The sequence below is a fragment of the Micromonospora sp. RL09-050-HVF-A genome (assembly GCF_019374995.1).
Taxonomy (GTDB): domain Bacteria; phylum Actinomycetota; class Actinomycetes; order Mycobacteriales; family Micromonosporaceae; genus Micromonospora; species Micromonospora antibiotica.
In genome coordinates, this window is record NZ_JAGKQP010000002.1 from 4,784,358 (window position 1) to 4,809,935 (window position 25,578).

Annotated in this window: 24 protein-coding genes; 10 read left to right on the plus strand and 14 right to left on the minus strand. The window is 72.7% G+C overall.

The features are described from left to right. Nucleotides 1-14 precede the first annotated feature (14 nt). Complete coding sequence (locus tag J7462_RS21130) at nucleotides 15-866, minus strand: siderophore-interacting protein (RefSeq protein WP_219465683.1); 852 nt, start codon at nucleotides 864-866, stop codon at nucleotides 15-17. Nucleotides 867-1,100: 234 nt separating this feature from the next. Here J7462_RS21130 and J7462_RS21135 point away from each other — a divergent pair, with 234 nt between their 5' ends. Further along, nucleotides 1,101-1,661 carry a carboxymuconolactone decarboxylase family protein gene (locus J7462_RS21135; protein ID WP_219465685.1) on the plus strand — a complete coding sequence of 187 codons (561 nt, stop codon included), beginning with the start codon at nucleotides 1,101-1,103 and terminating at the stop codon, nucleotides 1,659-1,661. A 49-nt stretch (nucleotides 1,662-1,710) separates the two neighbouring features. On the opposite strand, the gene J7462_RS21140 is transcribed toward J7462_RS21135, so the two are convergent. The 3 genes from J7462_RS21140 to J7462_RS21150 are packed head-to-tail and all read right to left on the minus strand — an operon-like array spanning nucleotide 1,711 to nucleotide 3,793. Continuing rightward, complete coding sequence (locus tag J7462_RS21140) at nucleotides 1,711-2,562, minus strand: serine/threonine-protein kinase (RefSeq protein WP_219465687.1); 852 nt, start codon at nucleotides 2,560-2,562, stop codon at nucleotides 1,711-1,713. Continuing rightward, on the minus strand, nucleotides 2,481-3,092 hold the full coding sequence (locus tag J7462_RS21145; RefSeq protein WP_219465690.1) for an FHA domain-containing protein: 612 nt from the start codon (nucleotides 3,090-3,092) through the stop codon (nucleotides 2,481-2,483). The genes J7462_RS21140 and J7462_RS21145 overlap by 82 nt, the downstream gene beginning before the upstream one ends. A 14-nt stretch (nucleotides 3,093-3,106) precedes the next feature. Then, nucleotides 3,107-3,793 carry an SAVMC3_10250 family protein gene (locus tag J7462_RS21150; protein ID WP_219465691.1) on the minus strand — a complete coding sequence of 229 codons (687 nt, stop codon included), beginning with the start codon at nucleotides 3,791-3,793 and terminating at the stop codon, nucleotides 3,107-3,109. A 94-nt stretch (nucleotides 3,794-3,887) separates the two neighbouring features. Here J7462_RS21150 and J7462_RS21155 point away from each other — a divergent pair, with 94 nt between their 5' ends. Together J7462_RS21155 and J7462_RS33390 are read left to right on the plus strand one after the other, a co-directional pair. Beyond that, the gene (locus tag J7462_RS21155; RefSeq protein WP_219465697.1) at nucleotides 3,888-5,474 is read left to right on the plus strand and encodes a protein kinase; all 1,587 of its coding nucleotides are present in this window, start codon (nucleotides 3,888-3,890) and stop codon (nucleotides 5,472-5,474) included. After that, a complete protein-coding gene (locus J7462_RS33390; protein ID WP_219465698.1) occupies nucleotides 5,447-7,450 on the plus strand; it encodes a WD40 repeat domain-containing protein in 2,004 nt (667 codons plus the stop codon). Before J7462_RS21155 ends, J7462_RS33390 begins: the two co-directional genes overlap by 28 nt. On the opposite strand, the gene J7462_RS21165 is transcribed toward J7462_RS33390, so the two are convergent. Further along, nucleotides 7,440-8,156 carry a hypothetical protein gene (locus J7462_RS21165; RefSeq protein WP_219465700.1) on the minus strand — a complete coding sequence of 239 codons (717 nt, stop codon included), beginning with the start codon at nucleotides 8,154-8,156 and terminating at the stop codon, nucleotides 7,440-7,442. The two genes, J7462_RS33390 and J7462_RS21165, sit on opposite strands and share 11 nt — an antisense overlap. 309 nt (nucleotides 8,157-8,465) lie before the next feature. On the opposite strand from J7462_RS21165, the gene J7462_RS21170 reads away from it, so the two are divergent. The 3 genes from J7462_RS21170 (at nucleotide 8,466) to J7462_RS21180 (ending at nucleotide 12,889) form a co-directional block, all read left to right on the plus strand. After that, nucleotides 8,466-10,001, plus strand: coding sequence for a hypothetical protein (locus J7462_RS21170; protein ID WP_219465703.1), 1,536 nt, complete (start codon nucleotides 8,466-8,468; stop codon nucleotides 9,999-10,001). 323 nt (nucleotides 10,002-10,324) lie between these two features. Further along, nucleotides 10,325-11,464, plus strand: a complete 1,140-nt coding sequence (locus J7462_RS21175) for a tryptophan dimethylallyltransferase family protein (protein WP_219465705.1) — start codon at nucleotides 10,325-10,327, stop codon at nucleotides 11,462-11,464. 18 nt (nucleotides 11,465-11,482) lie between these two features. Then, nucleotides 11,483-12,889: a tryptophanase gene (locus tag J7462_RS21180; protein ID WP_308290971.1), complete on the plus strand. Its 1,407-nt coding sequence runs from the start codon at nucleotides 11,483-11,485 to the stop codon at nucleotides 12,887-12,889. Between the two features lie 127 nt (nucleotides 12,890-13,016). Here the strand turns inward: J7462_RS21180 and J7462_RS21185 are convergent, their stop codons facing one another. From J7462_RS21185 to J7462_RS21200, 4 genes are read right to left on the minus strand one after another with little or no spacing between them, the layout of a single operon-like run. Further along, nucleotides 13,017-13,571 carry an ATP/GTP-binding protein gene (locus tag J7462_RS21185; protein ID WP_308290972.1) on the minus strand — a complete coding sequence of 185 codons (555 nt, stop codon included), beginning with the start codon at nucleotides 13,569-13,571 and terminating at the stop codon, nucleotides 13,017-13,019. A gap of 19 nt (nucleotides 13,572-13,590) precedes the next feature. Continuing rightward, a complete protein-coding gene (locus J7462_RS21190) occupies nucleotides 13,591-13,956 on the minus strand; it encodes a DUF742 domain-containing protein (RefSeq protein ID WP_208565425.1) in 366 nt (121 codons plus the stop codon). After that, nucleotides 13,953-14,384, minus strand: coding sequence for a roadblock/LC7 domain-containing protein (locus J7462_RS21195; RefSeq protein ID WP_208565426.1), 432 nt, complete (start codon nucleotides 14,382-14,384; stop codon nucleotides 13,953-13,955). The genes J7462_RS21190 and J7462_RS21195 overlap by 4 nt, the downstream gene beginning before the upstream one ends. Continuing rightward, nucleotides 14,381-16,789: a nitrate- and nitrite sensing domain-containing protein gene (locus J7462_RS21200; protein ID WP_308290973.1), complete on the minus strand. Its 2,409-nt coding sequence runs from the start codon at nucleotides 16,787-16,789 to the stop codon at nucleotides 14,381-14,383. The genes J7462_RS21195 and J7462_RS21200 overlap by 4 nt, the downstream gene beginning before the upstream one ends. Before the next feature lie 501 nt (nucleotides 16,790-17,290). Between J7462_RS21200 and J7462_RS21205 the strand changes: the two genes are divergently transcribed. Together J7462_RS21205 and J7462_RS21210 are read left to right on the plus strand one after the other, a co-directional pair. Beyond that, nucleotides 17,291-17,998, plus strand: coding sequence for an RICIN domain-containing protein (locus tag J7462_RS21205; protein ID WP_255597824.1), 708 nt, complete (start codon nucleotides 17,291-17,293; stop codon nucleotides 17,996-17,998). 221 nt (nucleotides 17,999-18,219) lie between these two features. Beyond that, a complete protein-coding gene (locus tag J7462_RS21210) occupies nucleotides 18,220-19,302 on the plus strand; it encodes an NAD-dependent epimerase/dehydratase family protein (RefSeq protein ID WP_219465707.1) in 1,083 nt (360 codons plus the stop codon). 206 nt (nucleotides 19,303-19,508) lie between these two features. Here the strand turns inward: J7462_RS21210 and J7462_RS21215 are convergent, their stop codons facing one another. The 3 genes from J7462_RS21215 to J7462_RS21225 all read right to left on the minus strand — a co-directional run bounded on the left by J7462_RS21215 (nucleotide 19,509) and on the right by J7462_RS21225 (nucleotide 22,365). Then, nucleotides 19,509-20,258: a ZIP family metal transporter gene (locus tag J7462_RS21215; protein ID WP_219465709.1), complete on the minus strand. Its 750-nt coding sequence runs from the start codon at nucleotides 20,256-20,258 to the stop codon at nucleotides 19,509-19,511. Between the two features lie 128 nt (nucleotides 20,259-20,386). Further along, nucleotides 20,387-21,595 (minus strand): enhanced intracellular survival protein Eis, encoded by a 1,209-nt coding sequence (gene eis / locus J7462_RS21220; RefSeq protein ID WP_219465710.1) that lies wholly within the window; start codon nucleotides 21,593-21,595, stop codon nucleotides 20,387-20,389. A 50-nt stretch (nucleotides 21,596-21,645) separates the two neighbouring features. Next, a complete protein-coding gene (locus tag J7462_RS21225) occupies nucleotides 21,646-22,365 on the minus strand; it encodes a PP2C family serine/threonine-protein phosphatase (protein ID WP_208565430.1) in 720 nt (239 codons plus the stop codon). Between the two features lie 63 nt (nucleotides 22,366-22,428). On the opposite strand from J7462_RS21225, the gene J7462_RS21230 reads away from it, so the two are divergent. Further along, complete coding sequence (locus J7462_RS21230) at nucleotides 22,429-23,475, plus strand: response regulator transcription factor (RefSeq protein WP_219465713.1); 1,047 nt, start codon at nucleotides 22,429-22,431, stop codon at nucleotides 23,473-23,475. Here the strand turns inward: J7462_RS21230 and J7462_RS21235 are convergent. Then, a complete protein-coding gene (locus tag J7462_RS21235; protein WP_219465716.1) occupies nucleotides 23,460-24,020 on the minus strand; it encodes a helix-turn-helix domain-containing protein in 561 nt (186 codons plus the stop codon). The genes J7462_RS21230 and J7462_RS21235 overlap by 16 nt on opposite strands. 116 nt (nucleotides 24,021-24,136) lie before the next feature. Between J7462_RS21235 and J7462_RS21240 the strand changes: the two genes are divergently transcribed. Further along, nucleotides 24,137-25,342 carry a benzoate/H(+) symporter BenE family transporter gene (locus tag J7462_RS21240; protein ID WP_219465722.1) on the plus strand — a complete coding sequence of 402 codons (1,206 nt, stop codon included), beginning with the start codon at nucleotides 24,137-24,139 and terminating at the stop codon, nucleotides 25,340-25,342. On the opposite strand, the gene J7462_RS21245 is transcribed toward J7462_RS21240, so the two are convergent. Further along, a complete protein-coding gene (locus tag J7462_RS21245; RefSeq protein ID WP_219465724.1) occupies nucleotides 25,329-25,529 on the minus strand; it encodes a hypothetical protein in 201 nt (66 codons plus the stop codon). The two genes, J7462_RS21240 and J7462_RS21245, sit on opposite strands and share 14 nt — an antisense overlap. Nucleotides 25,530-25,578 lie beyond the last annotated feature (49 nt).

Sequence of the window (25,578 nt, forward strand, 5' to 3'; positions counted from 1 at the left end):
TAGGTTAGCATTACCTAATCATCCACCTCGTCGCGGGCCGGGCGGTCATGCCAATAGCCCTGTGTGTGGACCTGCTGAGGATCGACGCGCGCCTCGGTGAAGAGCCTGCGCACCTGCGCAATACTGCTACTCTCCGTAGCTGTCCAGGCGTAGAACTGCGCCCCCGACGATGCCGCCGCCGGCCCGTACTCGGCCAACCAGTCGCCCACCATGGCGGTCAGGACCGTCCCGCCCGGTGCCCCGCGACGCAACCGGACCTCGACCGCGTGGCCGGCGGTCACCTCGTCGAGGGTGGCGGCGTCCGCCGCGACGCCGGCCTCCAGCAGGACCGTCGCCCGCACCCCCGGGCCGAGACCGGACAGGATGCCGCGCACCGCCGGGTACGCCGTCTCGTCCGCGGCGATCAGCACCCGGGTCGCCGGCCCCGGCTCCCACTGCACGCCGTAACCGGGTTGGCCGGCCCCCACGTGCGGGCCCGACAGGAGCAGCCGGTCGCCCGGCCGGGCCGTCGCCGCCCAGCCGCTCGCCGGGCCGTGCGGCTGGTGCAGGTAGAAGTCCAGGTCCAGCTCGCCCGTCGCCGGCCGGGTCCGGTACGCGGTGTAGCTGCGCAGCCTCGGGCGCACCTCGCCGGGAACGGACCGCCACTCACGTCGCCACGTCTGCTCGGGCAGCCCCGCCCGCAGCGCGGTCGGATAGCCACCGTCGACCGGCAGCATGATCTTGATGCGCTGGTCGAGCTGGTAAGGCGCCATCTCCCGCAACCGCTCGTCGCCGAGCGTCACCCGGACGAACCCGGGCGACAGTCGCCGGGTCGCCGTCACGGTCGTCGCGAACAGGACGTTGGGCGAGTTGCCGAATGCTGACATGCCGGCAGAGGCTAGCGTGCCCCGTCCGGGCAGCTCACCGCCCCGGACCCGGCGGGTGATCAGGGCCCACCCGGCTCGTGCCCGGGTCACCCCCGGCTGGGGCGTTCCCCGGATCCGGCCACCGGACCAGGAAGAATGCGCAGAACATTGACGGTGACCATGGCGATGATCCAATCTGACGCCGGTCCGGGTCAGGAAGTCCGGGCTTTCCATTGCGTCGGCGAAGGAGCTCGCATGCCACACATCACGTTAAATACCAACGAACCCGGAATCCGTGGCCTGTTCCGCTTCCGGCCGGAGACGGCGTTGCCACTGAACGGGCTGGTCGAGGCGCTGCTGTGTGCACCGGGCACGTTGACCCGGGGCGAAAGGGAACTCATCGCAGCCTATGTGTCCGGCCTCAACGAGTGCCGCTACTGCTACTCCGCCCACGCGGCGTACGCGGCGGCGCAACTCCCCGAGGGCATGCCCCTGGTCCAACAGGTGCACGACGACGTCGACAGCGCCCCGGTGTCGGCCAAGATGCGCGCGCTGCTCGACGTCGCCGGCGCGGTGCAACGCGGTGGTCGGGAGGTCACCGGAGACCTGGTGGCCGCCGCCCGGGCCGAGGGCGCCACCGACGTGGAGATCCACGACACCGTGCTGATCGCCGCCGCGTTCTGCATGTTCAACCGCTACGTCGACGGGTTGGCCACCGTCCTGCCGGACGACCCGGACTTCTACACCGACCGCGCGCAGCGGATCGCCGCCCACGGCTACCTCGGGGTACTGCAACAGGAGGTCATCCACGAGTGACCGGCCCGGCGGGCACCGGCAGGTCGGCGGGCGTCGGCGCGGCACGCCGTCACCGGGCCTGCCGGAGCGCGTCGGCGAGCGCGGCGGCCGTCGTCGCGGCCACCCGGGGTTGGTCGACGAGCATCTCGTCGATCACGTCGGCCAGCCTCGCCGGAACAGCCCCGTCCCGCTGCCGGACGGGCACCGGCCGGGTCCGCAGGACCACCGCGACCGGGTCGGCCCCGGCGGGGAAATCCCGGGGCGTCGTCCCCGTCAGCATCCAGTACAGACAGGCGGTGACCGCCCACAGGTCCACCTCCGGGCGGGCGTACCGGTAGTCGATGAGTTGGGCGCGGGGCTGGAAGGCCAGGCTGCCGCCGATCGCACCGGTCCCGGTGTGCCCGGACAGGCCCGCCTTCTCGAACGCCTTCGCCAGCCCGAAGTCGGCGACCTTGGTGACGACCTCACCTCCGGCCCCGGTGGTGAGCAGCAGATTGTGCGGGGTGACGTCCCGGTGCACCAGGCCGTGGGCGGTCTGGGTCCGGCCGTCGGCCAGCACGACCGCAAGCTCCGCCCGGTGGGCGTAGGCCAGTGCGTCCAACGCGTCGAGCGTGATGGGCAGCGCCTCGTCGACCGGGAGCCGGCCACCACGCCGGGCCACGAACTCGGCGACACTGCCGCCCGGGCAGTATTCGCAGGTGAAGAAGAAGGCGGCATCGGCCGCGCCGCTGCTGTGCAGGGCGACGACGTTGCGGTGCCGCAGCCCCCGGACACACGCGATCTCGCGGCGGAAGGCGTCCCGCGCGGCGGGGTCCACCGCCCGGTCGGCGAGCAGCGTCTTCAGGGCCACGAGCCGGCCGGACGGCTCGTGGCGGGCCAGGTAGACGACGCTGTGGCCGCCCCGGCCGATCTCCCGCAGCACCCGGTGGTCGGTGAAGTCGTCGAGGCCGGGGCCCCGACCGCCGCAGCCGTCACCAGCGCCGGCAGGGCCCGTCCCCGCTCCGGACCGGGGGGCCCGGTGTCCGGGGTGGTCGGCGTGGCCCCGGTGGGGGTGGCCCCGGTGTCCTCCGGTCCGGCGGCGGCTTCCCGAGTCCCGTCGTCGGGCAGGGTGACGCGTAACGTCGCGCGCCCGACCCGTACCTCGTCACCGGCCGACAGGTGCTGCCCGCCGTCGACCGGGCGGCCGTTGAGGTGGGTGCCGTGCCGACTGCCGAGGTCGCGTATCCGCACGTGGGGAGGGTCGACGTCGAGTTGGCAGTGCCGGCGGGAGACCAGCCGCTGCCCGTCGTCGACCCGGATCCCGCAGTCGGCGGCCCGCCCCACCACGACCGTCGTGCGACGGTGGAAGACGTACGTGTCGACGGTGGACCCGGCCTGCACGGTCACCGTGACGGGCGGGGGGACCGGCACCGCCCCGGCGGGTCGCCCGGCCCCGGGGTCGTCGGTGCCCACGCCCGGCCGCCCGGTCAGTCGACCAGCGCCACGTACAGCGGGCTGCCCAGCAGCACGGTCATGCCGGGCCGCCCGTCGAGTTCCGGGTACGGGCTGGGCCCGTGGAGCAGCCGCTTGGCGAGGAACTCGACGTTCTGCGTGGGCCCACGCAGGCGGGTGCCGGCCTGGTGCACCGAGGCCAGCGCCGCCACCTCGGCCGCGTCCGGCTCGTCCGCCGCGTCGTGCGCAGTGCCCGGCACCGGTGCGGCCTCGTCGTCGACGAGCCCGGCGAGCAGCGCCGGCATCGTGGACGATCCCATGGGCCCACGCCCGGTGGACTCGGCCGCCGGGGCCGCGCCGACGAGGTGGAACGGTGACCCGCCGAGGCCGACGATGGTGTCGTCGGTGCGGCCACCGAAGTAGACGAGCGACAGCTCACCAGTGGTCGGGACGATGCCCCACCGCATCGGCAGCAACCCCCGGAAGAACTGCCCCGGCTCGTCCACGGAACCGACGTCGGCGTGCTCGTCCAGGTAGCGGGTGACCCGCTCCAGGCGGGCCAACCGGTCGGTGCCCGGGTTCTCGACGCTGCGTTTCACCCCGACGACGGTGAGGTTCACGCTGAACTCGGCGGCCCGCCTGCGCTGGTGACCCGGGTCGATCTGGGACAGCAGCATGTCCACCTTGGCGTCGCTGACGTAGAGGTAGTAACGAAAACTCACGGTCACTCCCTGACGACGCGGCCCGACCCCCGAGGTTACCGTCCGCGACCAACCGATGGTTGTCCCGTGTGTCGGGGGGTGCCAGGCTCGAACCATGCGGTGGCGTCCCGGGGACCAGATTCTGGATCTCTACGAAGTGCTCGACGAGCCCCTCGCCGGTGGCATGGGTCTGGTCTACCGGGTCCGGCACCCGGGCTGGGACACCGACCTCGCCGTCAAGGTGCCGCGCCCCGAGCAACTGACCACCGAGGCGCAGCGTGCCCGCTTCGAAGCCGAGGCGGGCACCTGGGTCGGGCTGGGCCTGCACCCCCACGTGGTCAGCTGCGCGTACGTGCGCCGGGTCGACGGGCTGCCCTGCGTGTTCGCCGAGTGGGTCGCCGGTGGATCGTTGGACCAGGTGGTCCGGGCCGGGCGACTGCACGAGGAGCCGGACGGCGGGTTCCTCGCCCGGGCGCTCGACCTCGCGGTGCAGTCGGCGTGGGGCATCGACCACGCCCACCAGCAGGGCCTCATCCACCAGGACGTCAAACCCGCGAACATCATGGTCGGCCTCGACGGCGCCTGGACGGCGAAGGTCACCGACTTCGGGCTGGCCGGTGCCCGCGCCGCCGTGGACGGGGCCACCGGTGCCGCAGCGGACGTCAGCCTGGGTGCGAGTTTCGGCGGCATGACCCCCGCCTACTGCTCACCCGAGCAGGCCGAGGCGGCGGCCGGTGCGCGGGTGACCCTCACCCGGGCCACCGACGTCTGGTCGTGGGCGCTGTGCGTGTGGGAGACGTTCGCCGGTCACCGTCCCTGCCGTTACGGTCAGGCGGCACGGGAGACCTTCGCCGAATACCTGGCGGCGGGGGAGACCTGGCCTGCGGCGCAGCCGATGCCGCCGGGGATCGTCGACCTGCTCCGGCGGTGCTTCGACGTCGACCCGTCGACCCGCCCCCGCCGCCTCGCCGACCTGGCCACCGAGGTCGCCGGGGTGTACGCGGACGCGCTGGGCGTCCGCTATCCACGGGTGCGGCCGTCGGCGGCGGGCCTGCTCGCCGGCAGCCTGTCCAACCAGGCGCTCTCGCTACTCGACCTCGACCGGCCGGCGGAGTCGGAACAGCTGTGGCGCTCCGCCGTCGACACCGACCCGCACCATCCTGGTGCGGTCTACAACTGGGCGCTGTACCGGTGGCGGCAGGGCCGGATCACCGACGAACAGGTGCTGGCGGAGCTGCTGGCGGCACGGGAGATCGCCGGGGAGAACTGGCGGGCCGACCATCTGCTGGGGTTCGTACACGCCGAACGGGGTGACGATGCGGCGGCCCGGCCGCTGCTGGCCGCCGCGCCCGCCGGCCCCGAGATCACCGAGGTGACCGCCGCCCTGGCCCGGCGCGGGACGCAGCCCGGGTCGCCGCGGTTGTCCGGCCACCGGGGCCGGGTGACCGCCGTCGCCGTCGACGGGAACGGTCGGGTGGCGGTCACCGGCGGCAGGGACGGCAGCCTCCGGACGTGGTCGCTGACCGGGCAGCCGGTGGGCACCGAACTCGGTGCGGACTCAACCGGTGCCGAGGTCACGGCCCTGACGGTCGACCGGGACGGCCGGGCCGCGCTCGTCGCCCGCAAGGGGGCCCGGTCGAGTGCTGGGACCTGGCGCGGGACAGGTGCGTCCGGGTGCCGTCCGACCAGCGGGCGGCGGTGACCGCACTGGCGCTCACCGCCTCGGGCACGGCCGCCATCGGGTACGACAACGGTCGGATCGAGGTACGGGACACGGCTGACGGGCGGCTGCGGCGCACCCTGGAGCACCCGCCGAGCACCCACCAGAACCTGGACGCGGCGGGCCGGATCCTGCCGGAGATCCAGGAGAGCCCCGCGGCGGTCACCGTGCTGGGCCTGAGCGAGGACGGCGCGGTCGCGGTGTCGGCGGCGCCCCCGGACGGCAGTGTGGTGGTCTGGGAGGTCGACACCGGACGGTGGCTGCACCGCCTGGTCAAGTCCGCCGACATGCGGATGACCGGGGTAAACCAGGTTGCGTTGGGCGGGTCCGGCAGATACGCCCTGCTGATCGGGCACCAGACACGGGTGGCGCACCTGTGGGAGACCCGACCTAACCGGGTTCGGGGTCCGGTGCCGAGCACCCTGAACCGGCACTCGACGATCGTGCTCAGCGGCGACGGCGAACGGGCGGCCTCCATCGGGTTCGGCAGTGCCAACCAACCGGCACGGATCTGGGAGACGGATTCCGGTCGGTGCCTGCGTACCGTCGCCACGCGTACCGACGGGCTGCCACCGGAGCTGGTCGGTCTGCTCTCGCTCACCTGTGTGGCGATCAGCGGCGACGGCACGCTGGTCGTGGTCGGGGACGAGTACGGGGGGCTGCACGTCCACCGGTTGCCCCGCCCCGACCTGCGGGCGCCGTGGAGCTACGAGCGGCCCCTGGCGGCGCGGGCGGTGCTGGCGGCCGAGGAGCAGGTCCGGCAACGGATCGCCCGGGCGGAGGCGCTCGTCCGGGAGGGTCGGACGGCCGACGCCGCCGGGCAGCTACGGGCCGCCCGCGACCTGGTCGGGTTCGAGCGTCACCCGGAGCTGCGGGACCGGTGGGAGCGGTTGGGGCGGACGGCGGGCGGGCGGGCCGCACCCCTGGGCATCTGGCAGCGCTACGAACTGCGCGGCGGCAACTTCACCTTCGTGGCCGGGCTGGAGCCGGCGCTCAGTGTCGACGGGGAGCTGGCGGTGACGGGTGGCGCCGACGGCCTGATCCGGGTGTGGGAGCTGCCGACCGGCCAGCAACGGCACACCTTCGCGGAGCGGGTGGGCAAGACGCACACCCTAGTGCTCTCCGCCGATGCCCGGCTCGCGGTCAGCGCGGACTGGGCCGGGACCGCCCACCTGTGGGACCTGACGGCCGGCCGGCGGCAGGCGGAGCTGCACGGCGACCACGGGGTGGTGCGGGCGGTCGCCCTGGACGGTGCGGGGCGGTACGCGATCGTCGGTGACGCCGAGGGGAACCTGTGCCTGTGGAGCCTGTACCGGTTCCACCTGAGCCGCACGATGGTGGCGCACCAGGGGCCGGTGGGGGCGGTCCGACTCAGCGACGACGGTCGGTACGCCGCGTCGGCCGGCGCGGAGGACCGGACGTGCCGGCTGTGGCGTACGGGCACCGGCAGCCCGGTGCTCACGGTCCCCGTCGGGTTCGGACGGACGACGCTGCGGTTCACCCCGGACGGCTGGCAGCTCCTGGTCAACTCGGCGAGGGAACTGACCGCGTGGGACGTGCACACCGGCCGCCAACGGTACGTCCTGCCGAGCCGGGGCGACGCCGTGGCGGTGAGCCGGGACGGACGGGTCGGGCTCGTCCCCGCGTACGACGGGTCGTACGGGCGGGTGGTGTCGGTGTGGGAGCCGGCGACCGGGCGGGTGCTGTGCGAACTCGCCTCCGAGGCGGACGTGTTCGACGTCAGCCCGGACGGGCGGCACGCGGTGACCGCCGACGCGGACCGTACGCTGCGCATCTGGGACGTGCGGACGGGGCGGCGCGTGCACACGTGCGACGGTCATCCGGAGCCGGTGACGTCCGTGGCGTTCACGGCGGACGGCCGGAGCCTGGTGTCGATGGACGACCGACCGGCGATCCGGCGGTGGGAGCTGGACTGGGACTACGACTTCACGGGCTGACCCGCAACCGGGCCGAGCCGAGCCGGGTGCTGAGCCCACCTCCCGCCACGGGCTCCATCAGCTGGTCGTCGTACGCCGCCGCGCGCAGCGCTTCGTCGTGGGCGGCCCGCTGCTTGCGGGAGAACCGGCTGCGGTCGACCGCGAGGTCCGCCACGACCGGCGGGACGAGATCCCGGAACTCCTGCGGCAGGCCGGCGGTGTTGCGTTCGTAGTGGGGATCGTCGGGGTAGCTCAGCGTCAGGGTGATCGGTGGCTCGCCGCGTAGCCGGCCGCCCAGGGCGCGCAGGGAACCGGCGAGGAACTCCAGGGCGATCTTGATGTCCACCGACAACCCGACGTTGTTGGAGTCCGGCTGGTATACGGGTGGGACGTCCTCGGGCACCACGAACCGTACGGTGACCCGCTTGGCGGGCAACTCCAGCAGCAGGCGGGGCCAGGGTCCGCCGCCCTCGATGGTGACGTCGACCCGCTGGGGATCGACGGACAGGCGAAGGCTGAGCCAGTCGATCATCGCCAGGGCCTCGGGCGGCAGGTCGTCCTGACGGTACGGGCCCCGGCTGCGGGTCCGCAGCGCGCTCGCGTGCATGGTGGTCAGCACGCGTGCCCCGGTGCTGTCGACCTCCAGGGTGAGCGGGTGGACCGCCAGGTCCCGCATGACGCGCACGACCGCGCCGATCAGCACTGATGGTGCCGCAGCGGTGGCCATCGCCTGCCCTTCCGTTGGGTGTGTGACAGGTTTCGCACCGTGACGGACAGTGTCGCACATGAATGTGTTCGGCGCTGTCGCCCGGACGCCGACCGGGGTACGCGGTGAACCGCCCACCCGCCGGGCACCGCGGCGGATCGTCGACCCGAGCGGGATCAACGCGGGTCGACGGGTGCGCCCGGTCCTTTCTGGATGGTGTGGCCTGGCTATTGTCAGCAGGTGATCCATCGAGGGATCTCTTTTGCACGGGGAGAGCAGATGATGTCTCGGCGCCTTCGCGCGCTTTCCGCCACCGTGGCAGCTGCCGCGGTGGCCCTGTCGATCACCACTGCGGGCGGGGCGGCAACGGCCGCCGGGCCCGTCCTGGAGATCACGTCGATCGCCTTCGACCGGCCGCAGGTCGACGTCACCCAGGACTACGCCGTGGTCGACCTGACGTGGACGATCACCGACCGGGCGGCCAGGGCCCAGCGCGTCAACGGCGCGGTCGAGCTGCGCCAGTTCGCCGGAGACGAGCAGGTCGGCCAACCCCACACGGTCTCCTACGACCTGCTCGGGGGTCGTACGCAGGTCGGGGGCACCGGAACGGCCCAGCAGTCCACCTACGTCTACGAGTTCGTGGTGCCGCGTTACTCCGTCGCGGCCGAGACGGTCTGGCGGGTGACCAAGGTGACCATCGCCGACGACGTCGCCCATGCCCGTACGGTGCGCGACCCGGGCCCGGCGGCGTTGGCGGTGACCCAGCTCGTCGACTCCCAGGGTCCGGTGGCGGAGCAACTCTCCTTCGACTTCGGTCAGCCGAGCGGCTTCTACGATGACGGTTCCGGGGTGACGTTGCGCTACCGGGTGCAGGTCGTGGACGAGTCCGCCTTCAGGAAGGGCAAGCTCACGCTCGCCGGCCCGGGAGGTGCCCGGCTGACCTCCACGTTCCAGCTCGTCCAGAGCGGTTCGCAGTGGTCGTGCAACGGCGAGACGGTCTATGAGCCGACCTGGGCGTTCTGCCCCGTCTCGATCGTCGTGCCGGCCGGTTCACCGTCCGGCACGTGGCGGGTGGCCCGGCTCGACCTGACCGACAGTTGGGGCAACACCCGGACGGACACCTCGCCGCAGGGGCCCGAGCCGATCCAGGTCAGCCGCAACGACGTGGTCAGCGCGTCGGGCTTCGCGCTCGTCCCGGCGCAGGTGAACAACTGGCGGGGGCAGGCGACGACGTCGCTCAGCTTCACGCCGCACGGTGCGGTTGGTGGCCTGACCGCCGTCGACGTGGACCTGTCCTGGTGCTCCCAGCTGTCACACACCCCGACCGTGGGTGAGAACGGCGTGGTCTCGGTGGAGATCCGGGTGCCGGCGGGCTGGGCCAGCTCCTGCCGGATCGACGGGATCAAGCTGACCGACGGCGCGGGTAACGTCGCGTTCTACGGCACCACCTACGCTGCTCCCGAACTCGACCTCACCGTCACCCGGGTGCCGGACGAGAAGGCGCCGGTGGTGCTCTCGGCGAAGCTGCCCAAGGCGACCTGGACGTCCCAGGAGACCGCGGACGCCTGGGGCCTCGGCTTCGACGTCACGATCGAGGTCGACGAGTTCGCTCCGATCTCGTCGACCAGCGCGACGATCTACGACAGCACCGGAGCTTCGCGGGGCGGCATGTACGGGGGGCAGCACGACGACGGCACCGGTCTTCTCCACCTGGCGGTGTCGACCGGCCGGTTGGAACCGGGCCGGTACACGATCGGGTTCACGCTGGACGACCAGGCCGGAAACTCGAGTTCGTGGGGCTATCCGAACAATGCCGGCACCCCGCTTCCCGGCGGTCCGTTGACCCTGACCGTGGTCGCTGACTGACGGTCGGACGGACCGCCCCGGCCCGGGTCCTGCCGGAAACCGGAGGGCGACCCTGTCGCCGTGCCCCGATGTCGGGCCGACGCCACCTGGCGTCGGCCCGACGTCTTTTCGGGCACCCCGACGGGTTCGACCCCGGCCGATGACCCCCCGTCGGACGGCAACTACGCGTGACGTATCCTGTACGCGACTCTGGGTAATTGTTCAGGGTGATTTGCCAGTCTCGATCCTGTTATGTCATTGCAAGTTGTGATCAATCTTGACCTTCTTGATAAACGCTTCCTAAGGTCTCTTTTGGTCGCCGGCATGATCAGGAGAGAGAATCGATGGACGAGGTGTCCCTTTCCGATCGTCTGAGCGACCAGCTGAGGCGTTTGTGCGAGGCCAGCGGAATCAATGCGGCAGAACCGCTGGAACTGCTGGAAAGCCTGCTCGGGCCCGCCGGCCCGCAGCCGTTGTCGGCCCCGCCGCGTTGGCCGTCCAACATCGCCGACGATCACACTCCGGTGGAGTTCTCCATCGCCTTCAGCGGCACCGAACCGCCCACGGTGCGGATTCTCGGCGAGACGCTGGGAACGCCACCCGGCCGGTTGACCAACATGTTCGCCACCCGGCGGTTCCTCGACCGGCAGGCGCACCGCGCCGGACTCTCCACCACCCGGCTGGATTCGGTACGCGACCTGTTCGCCACGTACGACCCGCAGGGTGTCTTCGCCCTCTGGTGCTCACTGGTCTTCCGCAACGGACGACGCCCCGAGTTCAAGGTCTACCTCAATCCGGAACTCCGCGGGGTCGACCGGGCACCGGGCCTGGTCTCCGAGGCCCTGCACCGACTCGGCCTGGGCCGGTCCTACCGGGCGATGCTCGACCACGGCATTCGGCCGGGCGAACTGGGTCACCGGGACCGGCTGACGTTCTTCGCCCTCGACCTGCACGACGGTGCCCAGGCCCGGGTCAAGCTCTACCTGACCCACCACGACGCCGAGGTGTCCGACGTCGTCCGGGCGGCCGGCGTGGTCCACGACGTGGACGCGACCAACCTCGCCGAGTTCGCCGCACTGGCCGGGGGTGGCCGGACCCGGTTCGCCGGTCTCCCGCTGGTCGGCAGCTACACCCTGGTCGAGGGGGTCGACCGGCCCGTCGGCTACAGCCTCTACGTGCCGATCCGGGGCTACGTCCGGGACGACGAGGAGGCGTACGACCGGGTGGTGGCGGTGCTGGACCGCTACGGGTTCGACCGCACGGTGCTGGACCGGGCGCTCGCCGCAGTGGCCCGCCGGCCGCTACGCGACGGGGTCGGGCTGATCCCGCACCTGTCGTTGCGGTTGGGCGCCCCCCGCCCGGGGGTGACCGTCTACCTGTCCGCCGAGGCGTACCAGGTGAGTCCCCCGGTACGCCGACCGTCGACCGTGGACCTCGTGGCACTGGCGACCCCCACCGGCCGGGCCGGCGCTCGACACCCCTGATCCCCCAAGGAGCGAACCGTGGTCGTGGACCTGCACCAGATGTTGCCCCCGTACCGGATCAAGGTGGTCGAGCCGATCCCCTTCCTCAGCCCGCAGGAGCGGCGGGCGGCCCTCGCGGAGGCGGGATACAACCCGTTCAACCTGCGCGCCGACCAGATCACCGTCGACCTGCTGTCCGACTCCGGCACCGGGGCCACCTCGGCGGCGCAGGAGGCCGCCGCCGCGCTCGGCGACGAGTCGTACGCCGGGGCACGCTCCTGGTTCCGGTTCCGCGACGAGGTCCACGACCTCACCGGCTATCCGCACATCCTCCCCGTGCACCAGGGCCGGGCCGGCGAACGCGTGCTCTTCAGCGGCCTGCTCAAGCCCGGCCAGCTCTGCCTCAGCAACACCCACTTCGACACCACCCACGCCAACGTCAAGCTGGCCGGGGCGGAACCCCGGGACCTCCCCTGCCCGGCCGCGTTCGACCTCGACAGCCCGGCACCGTTCAAGGGCGACATCGACCTCGACGCGTTGGAACGTACCCTCACCGGGCCGGAACGCGACCGGGTCGGCCTGGTCCTGATGACCATCACCAACAACGGTCTCGGCGCGCAACCGGTGTCGATGGCCAACCTCACCGCCGTGCGGGACCTGTGCCGCCGCCACCGGGTGCCGTTCTTCCTGGACGCGGCCCGGTTCGCCGAGAACGCCTGGCTGGTCGGGCAGCGCGAGCCGGGCTACCAGGACTGGACGCCACGACAGATCGCCACCCACGCCTTCGGGCTCGCCGACGGCTGCGTGGTGAGCCTCAAGAAGGACGGCCTGTCGGCCATCGGCGGGCTCATCGGGCTACGCGACGACGACCTGCACGCCCGGTGCGAGGCCAACCTGATCGCCACCGAGGGCTTCTCCACCTACGGCGGGCTGGCCGGCCACGACCTCGAACGGCTCGCCCAGGGGCTACGCGAGGTGGTCGACCCCGGCTACCTGCGGGCCCGGGCCGCCTCCACCGCCCGAATGGCCCAGCTGATCAACGAAGCCGGGGTGGACACCGTCCAACCGGCGGGCATCCACGCCCTCTACCTCAACGCCGGCCGGCTGCTGCCGCACCTGTCGCCGCACGAGTTCCCCGGCCACGCCCTCGGCTGCCAGCTCTACCTCGACGGGGGCATCCGCTGCGCCGAACTGGGCTCGCTCTACCTCGGCGGGATGGACGACCGGCACCGGCTGGTCACCCCGGCCCCCTTCGAGCTGGTGCGCCTGGCCATCCCACGCCGGGTCTACACCGACACCCACCTCGAGTACGTGGCCGCCGTACTCGCCGACATCGCCAAGGAACCCGGGCGGGTCCCCGGCTACCGGGTGGTCTCGTCACCACCCCTGCTGCGTCACTTCAAGGTGCGGTTGACGCCGCTGACGGCGGCGGGCAGCGCCGACTGACCACACCCGCGACGCTGCGGCTCCGGCCCGGGCCCCACGGCCCGGGCCGGCGTGCACCACCGCCCTGCCCGGCGGCACCACAGTCGTGGGTCGCCGCTCAGGTGGGTCGGAGGCCGCCGCCCGCCGCTCAGGCCGTGGCGGGCAACCGGGTCAGGGCGTGCCGCACCAACTCGATCAACGCCTGCTTGCTGGAGGCCCGGTCCCGCGCGTCACACCACAGCAGCGGCACGGTCTCGTCCAACTCCAGCGCGGCGCGGATCTCCTCCTCGGTGTAGGGACACTCACCGTAGAAGCGGTTGACGGCGGCGACGAAGGGGATACCCCGGCGCTCGAAGTAGTCGACCGCCGGGAAGCTGGTGCCGAGCCGGCGGGTGTCGACCAGCACGATCGCCCCCACCGCACCCTGCGCCAGCTCGTCCCAGATGAACCAGAACCGGTCCTGCCCCGGGGTGCCGAACAGGTAGAGCACCACGTCGTTGCTGATGGTGATCCGACCGAAGTCCAACGCGACAGTGGTGCTGGTCTTGCCCTCGACACCGGTGATGTCGTCGACACCGATGCTGGCCTGGGTGAGGACCTCCTCGGTGACCAGTGGCGGAATCTCGCTGACCGATCCGACCAGGGTCGTCTTGCCGGTGCCGAAGCCACCCGCCACGACGACCTTCACCGATTTCCGATCCACGTGTATCAGTCCCTCTTGTCTAGATCCGCTGGAGGCCGGCGAGTACCGTCTCCAGCAGCCACCGGTCGGCGATCTTTTCCTGTGCCGGCGAGCCGATATCCAGAAAGCCCTGCTCGTGGAGCACGTCGACCATCACCTTGGTGATGGTGAGCGGACGGTGCAGGTAGGCGCCGATCTCGGCAATGGAGATCCAACCGGTGCACTGCTGGAGGATCTCCCGGTATTCCTGCTCCAGCCGGGTCTGGTCGGCCGGCAGGGCGATCACCTGGGTGGCCAGGTCGAGGCTGGTGTTACGGGGACTCGTCCGCCCGTTGACGAGGATGTAGAGCGGCACGAGCCGGCCGGCCTCCGCCTCGTCGTCGCCGTCCCACACGTCGTGGGTCACGATTTCAGTCCGGGTCGGTCGGCGAGCATCACGCCGTCGAGGCGGGCCTCGGAGCCGAGGTAGTCGCCGATCCGGGTCACCAGGCGACTCATCTCGTACGCGACGGTGCCCATGTCGACGGACTGCTCACAGAGCACCGCCAACCGGGCGTTCTGGCCGGCGGCGGCGACGAACAGCGTCCGTCCCTCGTACTCGATGATGACCTGCTGGACCGGGCCGCTGTCGAACCGTCGGCCCATCCCCGCCGCGATGCTGTGCAGGGACGACGCGCCGGCCGCCAGCAGTTCCCCGGCGTCCTGCGGGAGCGACGTGGACTTCTGCACGATCAGCCCGTCGGTGGACAGGACAACCGCGTAGACAACGTCAGGGACCTCTACCAGATCGTCCAGGATCCAGGTCAGATCGTTCTGCGGTGCCGAGTGGGTCATACTTTCCTGCCTTGGTCGTCTCTGCTGGCTGGATCTCCGTTTTTCGCCGCCCGACCAGCGGCCCAGGCCCGCTGGTATCTGGTGAACCGGTCCCTGGCCTCCTCGGGTGACCGCACGGCAGCCGGGGCCGCCTCGGACGCCGGTGCGGGCAGGCCCTCCTCGCGCAGCTCGGGAGCGAGATGCTGCTGCGGCCGTCGGTGCGGCAGGGGCGGCCGGTCGGCGACCTGGGGGCCGGACGCACCACTGCGGACCGCACCACGCTGCGCCGGAACGTCGGTCATGATGCCCCCGATGCGGTCAGGCTGCCGGCCCCCGGCAGGATCGGCCGGTGCCTGCACCGACCCACCCGCCGCCGTGGCCACCATGGCGGCGGGCCGGGCCCCGGCGGCGGGGTGCAGCTCACGCCGGCCACCGCCGACCGGCAGCACCGCACCGACGCCGGGACGCGACATCGCCGTGGCGACCGTGCCGAGCGGCAGGACGCCCGGGTCGGTGCGGTCCAGGTCGGCGGGGAACGGGTCGGTGGCGATCACCCGGTCGGGCAGCAGCACGATCGCCAGCAGACCCCCGTACGCCGAAGCGCGCAGGCTCACCTGGACGCCGTCCCGCTTGGCCAGTTCCGCCACCACGTGCAGACCGACCTGCGCGCCGTCCTTGAGCGCCGTCACGTCCGGGGTCGGCGCGGTGGCCAACAGCTCGTTCGCCCGTTCCAGCGCGTCCGCCCGCATACCCACACCGGCGTCCTCGATCTCCACCGCGATGCCGCGCTTGACCTCGATGCAGGTGACCCAGACCGTGGTCTCCGGCGGGGAGAACGCCAACGCGTTGTCCAGCAACTCGGCCACCAGGTGGACGGTGCCGGCAACCGCCGGCCCCACCACCGCCACGTCGGGTGCGCTGCGCAACGTGATGCGCTGGTACTGCTGGGCCTCCGCGAAGGCCGCCAACAGCACCCGCCGGACCGGCACCGGGTTCTGGAAGCGGCGACCGATCTGGCCGCCGGCCAGGATGACGAGGTTCTCCAGGAAACGGCGGGTCTGGGTGAGCTGGTGGTTGATGTCGAACAGCTCCGCCAGCAGCTTCTCGTCACCGATCCGGTTCTGCAGATCCTCGATGACCTTCAGACCGCGTTGCAGCGGGCGTTGCGGACGGCGCGCGACACCCATCAGCATCGCGATGCCGGCCGCCCGGGTCTTCGCCTCGTCGACGGCAGCGCCCGCCGCCGCCTGCAACGAGCGGTTGATCACCTCGGCGACCCGACCGATCTCGTCACTGCCGTAATCCTGCAGGGGCAACTCGGCCGCCAGGTCGACCTTCTCCCGCCGGCGTAGCCGCTCCATCATGGCCGGTAGCTGCTTGTCGACCACCGACTCGGCGTCCCGGCCCAACTGGGCCAGGCGGACCGACAGCGCCCGGTCCACCAGGATCTGCGACTGGCGGACCGCCCAGATGATCGCGGCGATGACGACGAGCAACGCGATCAGACTGCCCAGGGAAGCGGTCAGGAGCTGGGTGTTGCCGGTACGCAGCGTCCGGGCCGACACGGTGTCGGCCTGCACCACGGTCAGATTGATCAGATCGTCGGAGACCTGTCGGGTGAGGGTTTCCCACTGGGCCCGGTTGAACGACAGCGCGCGGGGCGCCCCGGAACGCCAGGGCCCATTGCTGACCAGCGCCTTTTCCGCCGCGACGAGTTGCTTCCAGGAGTCGCTCGCGGTGATCTCGGCATAGCGTCGGCGGGCCTGCGGTTCCAGGTGTGGCGCCACGTTGGTGAGGCCGGCGTGATAGGCCCCCACCAGGTTGGTGAAGTCGAGATGGTCCTCCGGGCTGAGGGTGCGCGCACCGAAAGCACCGTCAATGGTGGAACCGGCCCGCGACATCAGGTCACTGGCCCGGAACGCCTCGGTCGCGGCGATGCCACCCTGGGCGGCGATGACGTCCGGGACGATTCTCGCCTGCGTGTCGAAGAGGCCGGTCGCGGCGTCGAGCAGCCGGTTGTAGAAATCGTAGACACCCGTCCCGTTGGCGGACCGGGAATCGATGGTGCTCCGTACGCTGGCCATTTCGTCCAACAGACCGGCCAGCGTCTCCCACCGCGTCACGATCGAGTCCGGGGCGCTGGCCAGCGCCGAGTCGGCGGCGGGGCGCAGGGCCGCCAGCAGCTGGTCGGTCTGCTGCCGCTGCTCGATGAGCCTGCTCAGGTCCCGCGACGGCTGGGTCAGGTAGCTGACGCTCAGCCGCCGTTCCTGCTGGATCGACGACAACGCGGACACCGCCGGGATCGACACCTGCCGGACGCTGTTGGCGACCTGACGGTTGTAGAAGCCCTGGAAGATGAGATAGCCGGAGGCGACGAGCCAGACGACCAGGGCGACGACGCTGGGAATGAGCACCAGCCTGATCACGCGTCGTTTGATTGACTGCGGTCGACCGGCACGCCGACCCGATGTCGTCGGGGGGCCTGATCGTCTGAGGCGCGGCGCGGGTCTTCGCGGTCGGCCTGTTTGTGCGCCAAGTCGTCGTATCCAATCCTGGTCAAGCCATAGACACCAGCGGTCCTGCGCCACTGGTCGACGCCGATGTGTGCCAACCCTACCGTCTATCCGGTCAGGCACCGGGCCACAATCCGGCGACTGTGGACGGTCGCGCCATTCGTACTGGTCAGACATTCGGTATGAGCCGTGGTCGATCACGCCCACCCGAATGACGTGACGTGTGTCACGGCAGCGGGGCGGAAGCCCGCCGGGAACGCCCGGCCGGAGCACCCCGCCGAATTTCTCCGGACACCGCGAAACCGGCGGACGGTCACCGGCGTCCAGTGTGTGCCGCGGTGCGATCACCGCTGGCGGGAAGCTCAGGTGGACGACCCCCGCGAACGACCGCGGGGCCGGGTGGAGGAGCACGGCATGGCGAAGGTGAAGTGGATTACCGGGATGGCGCTGCTGGTGTGCTCCGGGGCGCTGATGGCCTGCGGGGACACCACCGCCACGCCCACCGGGGCCGCGTCGGGCAGCGCCACGCCGTCGAGCACCGGCACGCCGTCCGCTGCCGCGACGCCCAGCGGCACGGCGCTGCCCGCCGACCCGGCGACGTCCCCGCCGACCCCGGCGCCGTCCAAGCCCACCGGGAAGCCGGCGGCCACGGCCGGCCCGGCCCCGGTGCTGTCGGGCAAGCGGGAGGTCACCATCGTCCGCGTGCAGTCGACCGAGTCCGGGGTGTCCCTGGACGGCGGCGCGCTGGTCGAGGTCGACGACGACAGCGGACGCCAGTTGTTCGTGCCGACGCCGGCCGGTGCCGGCAAATACCTGATCAAGTCGTACGGCAAGCGCGACAACCACCCCGCCAGCGACGACCCGGCCTGCTGGCAGGTGGTCAACCCGGCCAACGGCGGGTCGCTCACCGTCGAGGGGGCGGCCTGCAACCCCCGTAAGTCGGCCCAGCTGTTCACCATCGCGAGCGCGGGCAAGGGCGCGTACGCGATCAGCAACAACTCGGCGTTCCTCCAGTTCTCGCCGAGCCGTGGGCTGATCCTGGAGGAGTTGGGCGACGCGCCGCTGCGGAGCACGTTCCGGCTGGTCGACAACGGCCCGGCCCGTACCCCGGCCGGCGGCTGACCCGCGATCGGGAGACGGTGCCGGCGGGCTTTCCGGCACGGCGAGGGGCGGCGTCCGGTCGACCGGACGCCGCCCCTCGCCGGCGGCTACGGCCGGCTCGGTCTGGCCTCGGGGTCGGTCTGGCCTCGGGGTCGGCGATGCGGTGCGGGGTTGGAGTCGCGGTGCGGGGTTGGCGATGCGGTGCGGGGTTGGAGTCGGGTGCAGCGGGTACCGCAGCCGGTATGCGGATCGTGATCGTGGGGGCCAGTGGCAACGTGGGCACGGCGGTGCTGCGCCGGCTGGGCCGGGAACCGGGGCTGGACCTGGTCGGCGTCGCCCGCCGGCTGCCCGGCCCGGACGCCGGGGCACCCTACGCCGGGATGCGCTGGCACTCCTGCGACGTCGGGGCGCCGGGCGCGGTCGACCAGCTCACCGCGATCTTCACGCAGGCCGATGCCGTCGTGCACCTGGCCTGGCAGATCCAACCCAGCCACGACCAACGCACCCTGCACCGGACCAACGTCGGCGGCAGCCGCGCGGTGACCGAGGCCGTCGTCCGGGCCGGGGTGCCCGCCCTGGTGTACGCCTCGTCGGTCGGCACCTACGCGCCCGGCCCGAAGGACCACCCGATCAGCGAGCGGTGGCCGGCTACCGGGGTGCCCGGCTCCTCGTACAGCCGGGACAAGGCCGAGGTCGAGGCGATGCTGGACACCGTCGAGGCCGCACACCCGCAGCTGAGGGTGGTCCGGCTGCGCCCCGGGCTGATCTTCCAACGGGACGCGGGCACCGAGATCACCAGGTACTTCCTCGGGCCGCTGGCCCCGGTGCGGCTGCTGCGGTACGGGCGGATTCCGCTCGTACCGGCCAACCGTCGGCTGCGGATGCAGGCGGTGCACGCCGACGACGTGGCCGACGCGTACGCCCGGGCGGTCCTCGGTGAGGCCCGCGGCGCGTTCAACGTCGCCGCGGACCCGGTGCTGACCCCGGAGCTGGTGGCCCGGCACTTCCAGGGCTGGACGGTGCCGGTGGCCGCCCCGGTGCTGCGTACCGCCGCCGCGCTGACCTGGCGGCTGCGGCTGCAACCGGTGGATGCCGGCTGGGTCGAACTGGGGCTCAACGCACCGCTGATGTCCAGCGCCCGGGCCGAGACCGAACTCGGCTGGCAGCCACGGATCGACGCGGTGACCGCGCTGAAGGAACTGTTCGCCGGGATGGCCCACGGCGCGCACACCGCCGGCCCGCCGATGTCCGGCGACGCCGACCTGCCCGGCCGCCCCGCCGGCCTGCTCCGGGGTCGGGCCCCCGGCCAGGGCGACCCCTACTGACCGGCGACGCCCCGCCCCTCCACCGGCCCGACCCACTCGTGCACGTCCTGTTCGTGTGCGGCCGGCCTGCGTGCGGCCTGTTCGTGCACGTCCTGTTCGAGTGCGGGGCGGTGGCGCAGCGCAGTGCGGGGTGGCGCAGTGCGGGGCTCGGTATGCGGAGGGGGCGGGATGTGGGTGTGCGGTGGGGGCGGGTCGGGTGGGGTGGGTCAGGCGTGGGAGAGGGCGAACGCGGTGAGGAAGCCCAGGACGGTGATCAGGCCGACCAGCAGGTGCGCGTCCTCGAACGCCTCCGGGACCATGGTGTCGGTGATCATCGCGAGGATCGCCCCGGCGGCCAGCGCGGTGATGGTGGCCAGCACCTCCGGTGGGGCACCGCCCAGCAGGGTGTTGCCGAGCAGCGCGGCGACCCCGCTGATCAGGGTGATCGCCGTCCACAGTGCAAAGACGTAGCGGCGGGAGCGGCCGGCCCGGCGCATCCCGGCGGCGCTCGACAGCCCCTCCGGTACGTTGCTGAGGAACACCGCGACCACGGTGACCAGGCTGACCGGGCCGCCGGTCAGCAGGCTCGCGCCGATCACCACCGATTCGGGTACGCCGTCGAGCAGTGCACCCACCGCGATCGCCGACCCCGAACCGGGCTGCTCCTGCTCGGAGGGCTGCTCCTGGCCGGACCGCTTGCGGTGCCGGGCGCCCCGTCGGGCGAGGAGCACGTTCGCCCCGGTGTACGCCAGCGCCCCGCCCGTCGCCCCGAGCGCGGTCGGCAGCAGACCACCCTGATCGTGCGCCTCGGCGATCAGCTCGAACGACACGGCGGAGAGCAGCACGCCCGCGCCGAACGCCATGATCGACGCGACGACCGTGCGGGGCACCCGGGCGAAGTACCCGACAGCTGCCCCGATCAGCAGGGCGGAACCGGCCAACAGGCCACACGCCCCGGCTTGCAACCACTGTGGCATTCCGGGGACCGTACCCGCCCCGGGAGCACGTCAACCAGACCCGCGCCCGGTCCCGCCCCGACGGCACCCGGGCTGCCCGGCGACCCGACGGCATCCGGGTGGCCGGGGACGCGGCGCGGATCGGATGGTCAGAAGTCGGCGAAGAGGTAGGGCAGGGCGCGGGGGAAGAGCCGACGCAGCTCCGCCGCCGCCTCCGGGCCGACGTCACCCAGCCCCCGCAGGTGCACCTCGGCCGGGTCGAGCACCCCGTAGGCCAGCGCGGACAACCCGGCGGCGGTGAGTGTGACCGCCGGCACCGCGACGCCGGAGGTCACCACCGACCGGCCGGCGGAGGACAGCTCCAACCGACCGGAGGTGCCGTCGAGCAGGTGGGTGCCGGCGAGCCAACGGTCGTCGACCAGCTCCACCCGGACCCGGCCGGGCCCGGCGGGCAGCCCGGCGAGGGCGTCCACACCGAGCAGGCGGGCCATCGGGGCGGGCGAACCGGGTCGGGTCACCCGGGCCTCGACGTGCACGGCCAGATCGGTCAGCCACAGTTCGGGCAGGTCGTCGGCGGGGAGCTGGAGGCTGATCCGCTCCACCTGGTCGACGTGCCGGGCGAGGAACTGCAACAGCAGGGCGCGCGCGTACGGGTCGGCGGCGAGCAGGTCGTCCCCGACCAGTTCACCACCGTGGTCGTCGATCCGGTAGGTGAGCGCGCCGACGACGCTGCCGTCGATCGTCGCGGTGATCAGCCAACGGTCGTCCCGGTCACGCAGCCCGACGTCCCGGAACTCGGGGAAGATCGCGAAGCCGTGCCGCTCCCGCAGGCACCGCTCGGTGAACGACCGGTAGCGGGCGTACCCGGAGCCGATCCGTTCCCAGGTCACCGTGCCGGGCAGCTCGGCGCGTAGCAGCGGAGCCAGGTCGGCCGGGGAGAACCGGGCGGTACGCGCCCGGGGCAGCCCCACGTAACCGAACCGCTCGTAGAAGCTGGCCCGGAACGGGTACAGCGCGCTCACCGGGTGCCCGCCGTCGCGCATCTCGTCGAGGAGTTGACGCAGCAGGGCGCGTACGTAACCCTGGCGGCGGGCCAGCGGGTGGGTGGTCACCCCGGCGACCCCGGCCATCGGCAGCACCGCGCCGCGCAGGTTCTGCCGCATCGGTACGGCGCTGGCGGTGGCCCGCGCCTCGCCGCCCTCCTCGACCACCAGCGTCCGGTTGCCCTTGTTGTAGGGCAGGTAACGGTGGAACGCCTCGACCCGTTCCCGGCTCAGCGGGGACGCTTCGAAGGCGTACGCCTGGAGCGGGAAGCTGGTGGTCAGTCGTTCCTCGGCGGCCAGGCGACGGATGAGCATCCGTCCATCCCAACCCGGCCGGCGGCCGGCCGCAACCCGGTTGGCCCGGTTCAGCCCTCGGTCACGTCGGAGACCACCACGGTGACGTTGTCCGGCGCACCGGCCTGGTGGGCCAGTTTGACCAACTGCTCGCCGCAGTGCTGGCGGTCCTGGTAGCTGGTGAGCGCGCCGTGGATCGCCTCGTCGGCGACGTAGTCGGAGAGCCCGTCGCTGCACAGCAGCACCCGGTCCCCGGCGAACACGGTCAGCACGCCGATCGCGGGTGGCGCGTCCGCCCCCTGCACGGCCCGGGTCACCAGGGACCGCTGCGGGTGGTGGCGGGCCTGGTCGGGGGAGAGCGCACCCTGGTCGACCAGCGCCTGGACGAAGGTGTCGTCCCGGGTTAGCTGGGTCAGCTCGCCGTCGCGCAGCAGATAGCAGCGGGAGTCGCCGACCTGGGCGAGGACCAGGGTGTCCCCGGCGAGCAGGCCGGCGGTCAGCGTCGTACCCATGCCTTCGCGGGCCGGGTCGGCGGAGATGGCGGCGCGGATGCGGCGGTTGGCGGTGGAGACCACGGCCCGCAACGCCTCGGCGGCCTCGTCGGTGCCGGTGGGGGGGACCAGCTCGTCCAGGATGCGGATGACGATCTCGCTGGCCACCTCGCCGGCGGGCAGCCCACCCATGCCGTCGGCCACCGCGACCAGGCGTTCACCGGCGAGGGCTGAGTCCTCGTTGTTGGTGCGGACCAGGCCGACGTCGTTGAGGATGGCCGAGCGGAGGATCAGCGTCATGCGTCAAGCTTGCCGGATACACCCTCCCTCCGTCTCTACGCACTAGTACGTAGGGTGGGAGAAATGATCCCGGTGTCGATGGTGGGTCGCGTCGGAGAGCTGGCGGAGCTCGACCGGGCGTGGTCCACCGTGGCCGGATCGGGCCGGTCGGCACCCGCCGTCACGGTGATCACCGGGGCCGCCGGGGTGGGCAAGAGCCTGCTGGTCGCGGCAGCCGTCGAGCGCCTCGCTCCCCGTCCGGCGGTGATCCTCACCGGCACGGCGCGGGTGCACGATCCGGCCCCCTACGACTGGTTGGCGGCGGTGCTCAGCGTCCGCGACGTCGGGACCCTGGACCTGCCACCGGACGCGCTGGCCTGGCTGGCGCAGCAGCCGACCGCGCCGCGCGAGCGGTACGCCCCCGGCACGCTGCTGCGGCTCGCCGTGCGTACCGTCCGGTTGCTGGTGGGTGCCGGCCCGGCCGTGCTGGTGGTGGAGGACCTACACGACCTCGACCCGGCCAGCCTCAACCTGGTCGTCGAGCTGGCCACCGCGCCGCAGCTGCCGGCGCTGCTGGTGGTGGCGAGCCGGCCGCCGGCCGACGCGGTCGTACCGGACCTCACCCGCCGCGTCCTGGCCCGCCTCTGCGGGGTACGCGGTGCGGTGCGCCAGCATCTCGGCCCGCTCGGCGTCGCCGAGGTGGCGGAGATCCTCACCCAGGTGTACGACGAGGGCCCGCCACCGGCGCGGGTCTGTGCCGCGGTCTGGCAACGCACCGGCGGCAACCCGTACGCGCTCACCGAGCTGTTGGCCGTACACGCGGGTCGGGGGATGGCGGCGCTGGTGCGTGAGCCGCTGCCGGAACACCTGCGGACGCCGGAGCGCAGGCCCGTGCCCCGGCCCGCCGCCCCACCCGTCGCCGAGCTGACCGGTCGGGAGGTGGACGTGCTCGGCTGCCTGGTCGCCGGGATGTCCAACAAGCAGGCCGCGCGGGCGTTGGGCATCTCGGTGCGGACGGTGACCGTGCACGTGTCGAACCTGCTGCGCAAGACCGGTTCCGCGTCGCGTACCGAGGCGGCGCTCTGGGCGGTGCAGCACCGGGTGCCGGGCGCGGGTCAGCTGCGGGGGTAGCGCAGCAGCAGGCTGGCGGCGACCTCCTCGTCGCCGAGGGCGGCGTAGCCGTGCGGCACGTCGGAGGTCCAGCGCAGGTGGCCACCGGCGGCGGCGGTCAGCGGGGCGTCGAGCGGGCCGGCGCGGAGCATCCCGGCGAAGACCGTGACGTGTTCGGTGACCCCGGGCCGGTGGGCGGGGGAGACCTGTTCCCCGCCGGGGCGGACCCGCAACCGGTACAGCTCGTAACTGGCGTCGGTGTCGGTGAACGACTCCAGCAGGGTGGCGACGACCGTGGCGCCCCGCACGGTCGGGGTGGCGGCGGGCCCGGCGAGCACGGCGGCCAGCGGCACGCCGAGCTGGGCGGTGATCGCGTAGAGCGTCTCCAGGGTGGGGTTGCGGGTGCCGTTCTCCAGCGCCGAGAGGGTGGCCTTCCCGACCCCGGCGGCCCGGGCGAGCGTGGACAGGGAGACCCCACGCTCGGCGCGGAGGGCGCGGATCCGCTGGCCGACCGCCCCGGCGTCGGCGTCGAGCGGGGGCCGGCGGGCTGGGCGAGGCGGGGTCATCCGGCTATGGTGCTACACGCCGCCGTTCCGTAAACGGAACGATGGCGCCCGACCCGACCCGGCACGCCGGGGCGGTCTGCGGGTCGTCGGCGGGAACGGACGCGAGGGAGGCTGTGGTGGGGGATCGGTTGCAACCGGTGCTGGCCGGCGTGGTGACCGCCGTGGTCGGCTTCGCCAGCTCGTTCACCGTCGTGCTCGCCGGGCTGCGGGCGGTCGGTGCCAGCGAGGCGCAGGCCGCCTCCGGGCTGCTCACGGTGAGTGTCGCCGCCGGAATCTGCGCTGTCTGGCTCGGCCTGCGGCACCGGATGCCGATCGCGATCGCCTGGTCCACGCCGGGCGCGGCGCTGCTGGTCGCCACCGGGCCGGTCCCCGGCGGCTGGCCCGCCGCCGTGGGCGCGTTCGCGCTGTGCGGGCTGCTCATCGTCACCGCCGGCCTCTTCCCCGCCCTCGGCCGGGCGGTGGCCGCGATCCCCGCCCCGGTGGCGGCCGCGATGCTGGCCGGGGTGCTGCTGCCGCTGTGCACCGCCCCGGTACGCGCGCTGGTCGAGGTGCCGGCCCTGGCCGCCCCGGTGATCGTCACCTGGCTGGTGCTGCACCGGTTCGCCCCCCGGTGGGCGGTGCCGGCCGCGCTGGTGGCGGCGGCGGTGGCGATCGCCCTGACCACGACCGGCGTGGGAGTCACCCCCGGTGACCTGCGGCCGGTGGTGTCGCCGACCGTGCCGGCGTTCACCCTGCCCGCCGTGTTCGGCCTGGCGCTGCCGCTGTTCCTGGTCACCATGGCCGCGCAGAACGTGCCCGGCACGGCGGTGCTGCGCGGCTTCGGCTACCGGCCGCCGCTCGCCCCGGCGCTGCGCGCCACCGGGCTGGCCAGTGCGCTCGGTGCCGCCACCGGCGGACACGCCGTCAATCTCGCCGCGATCACCGCCGCCCTCGCCGCCGGCCCCGACGCCCACCCCGATCCGGACCGGCGCTGGATCGCCTCGGTGACCGCCGGCATCGGCCTGGCGCTGCTCGGGCTCGGCGCCGGCGCGGCGACCACGCTGGTGCTGCTCTCCCCGCCGGTGCTCATCGAGGCGGTCGCCGGGCTCGCGCTGCTCGGCGCGTTGGCCGGTGCACTCTCCTCGGCGCTCGCCCCCGCCCCCGCGTCCGACCCACAGAGCCGGGAGGCCGCCGTGGTGACGTTCGTGGTCACCGCCTCGGGGGTGAGTCTGCTCGGCGTGGGTGGGGCGTTCTGGGGACTGTTGGCCGGCTGGCTGATGCTGCTGCTCTTCCGACGCTGGACGCCGGCTCCGGCCCAGTCCGGGCAGGTCACGGGGCGCTGACGGTCGCCTCGACCGCCACCACCCGCAGTCGCGCGTCCGGCACGTACTGTTCGACGGTCGCCGCGAACTCCAGCGCGTGCTCCCGGCTGTCCAACAACACCAGGGCGTGCCCGGTCGCCTGGTCCGCCTCGCCCGACCCCCACCAGCCACGGACGAACCCCGGGCTCTGCCGGGCCACCTCCGCCATGACCAACTCCTTCCGGCTTCTTCCGGACCTCTTCCCACTGCATCCTGGA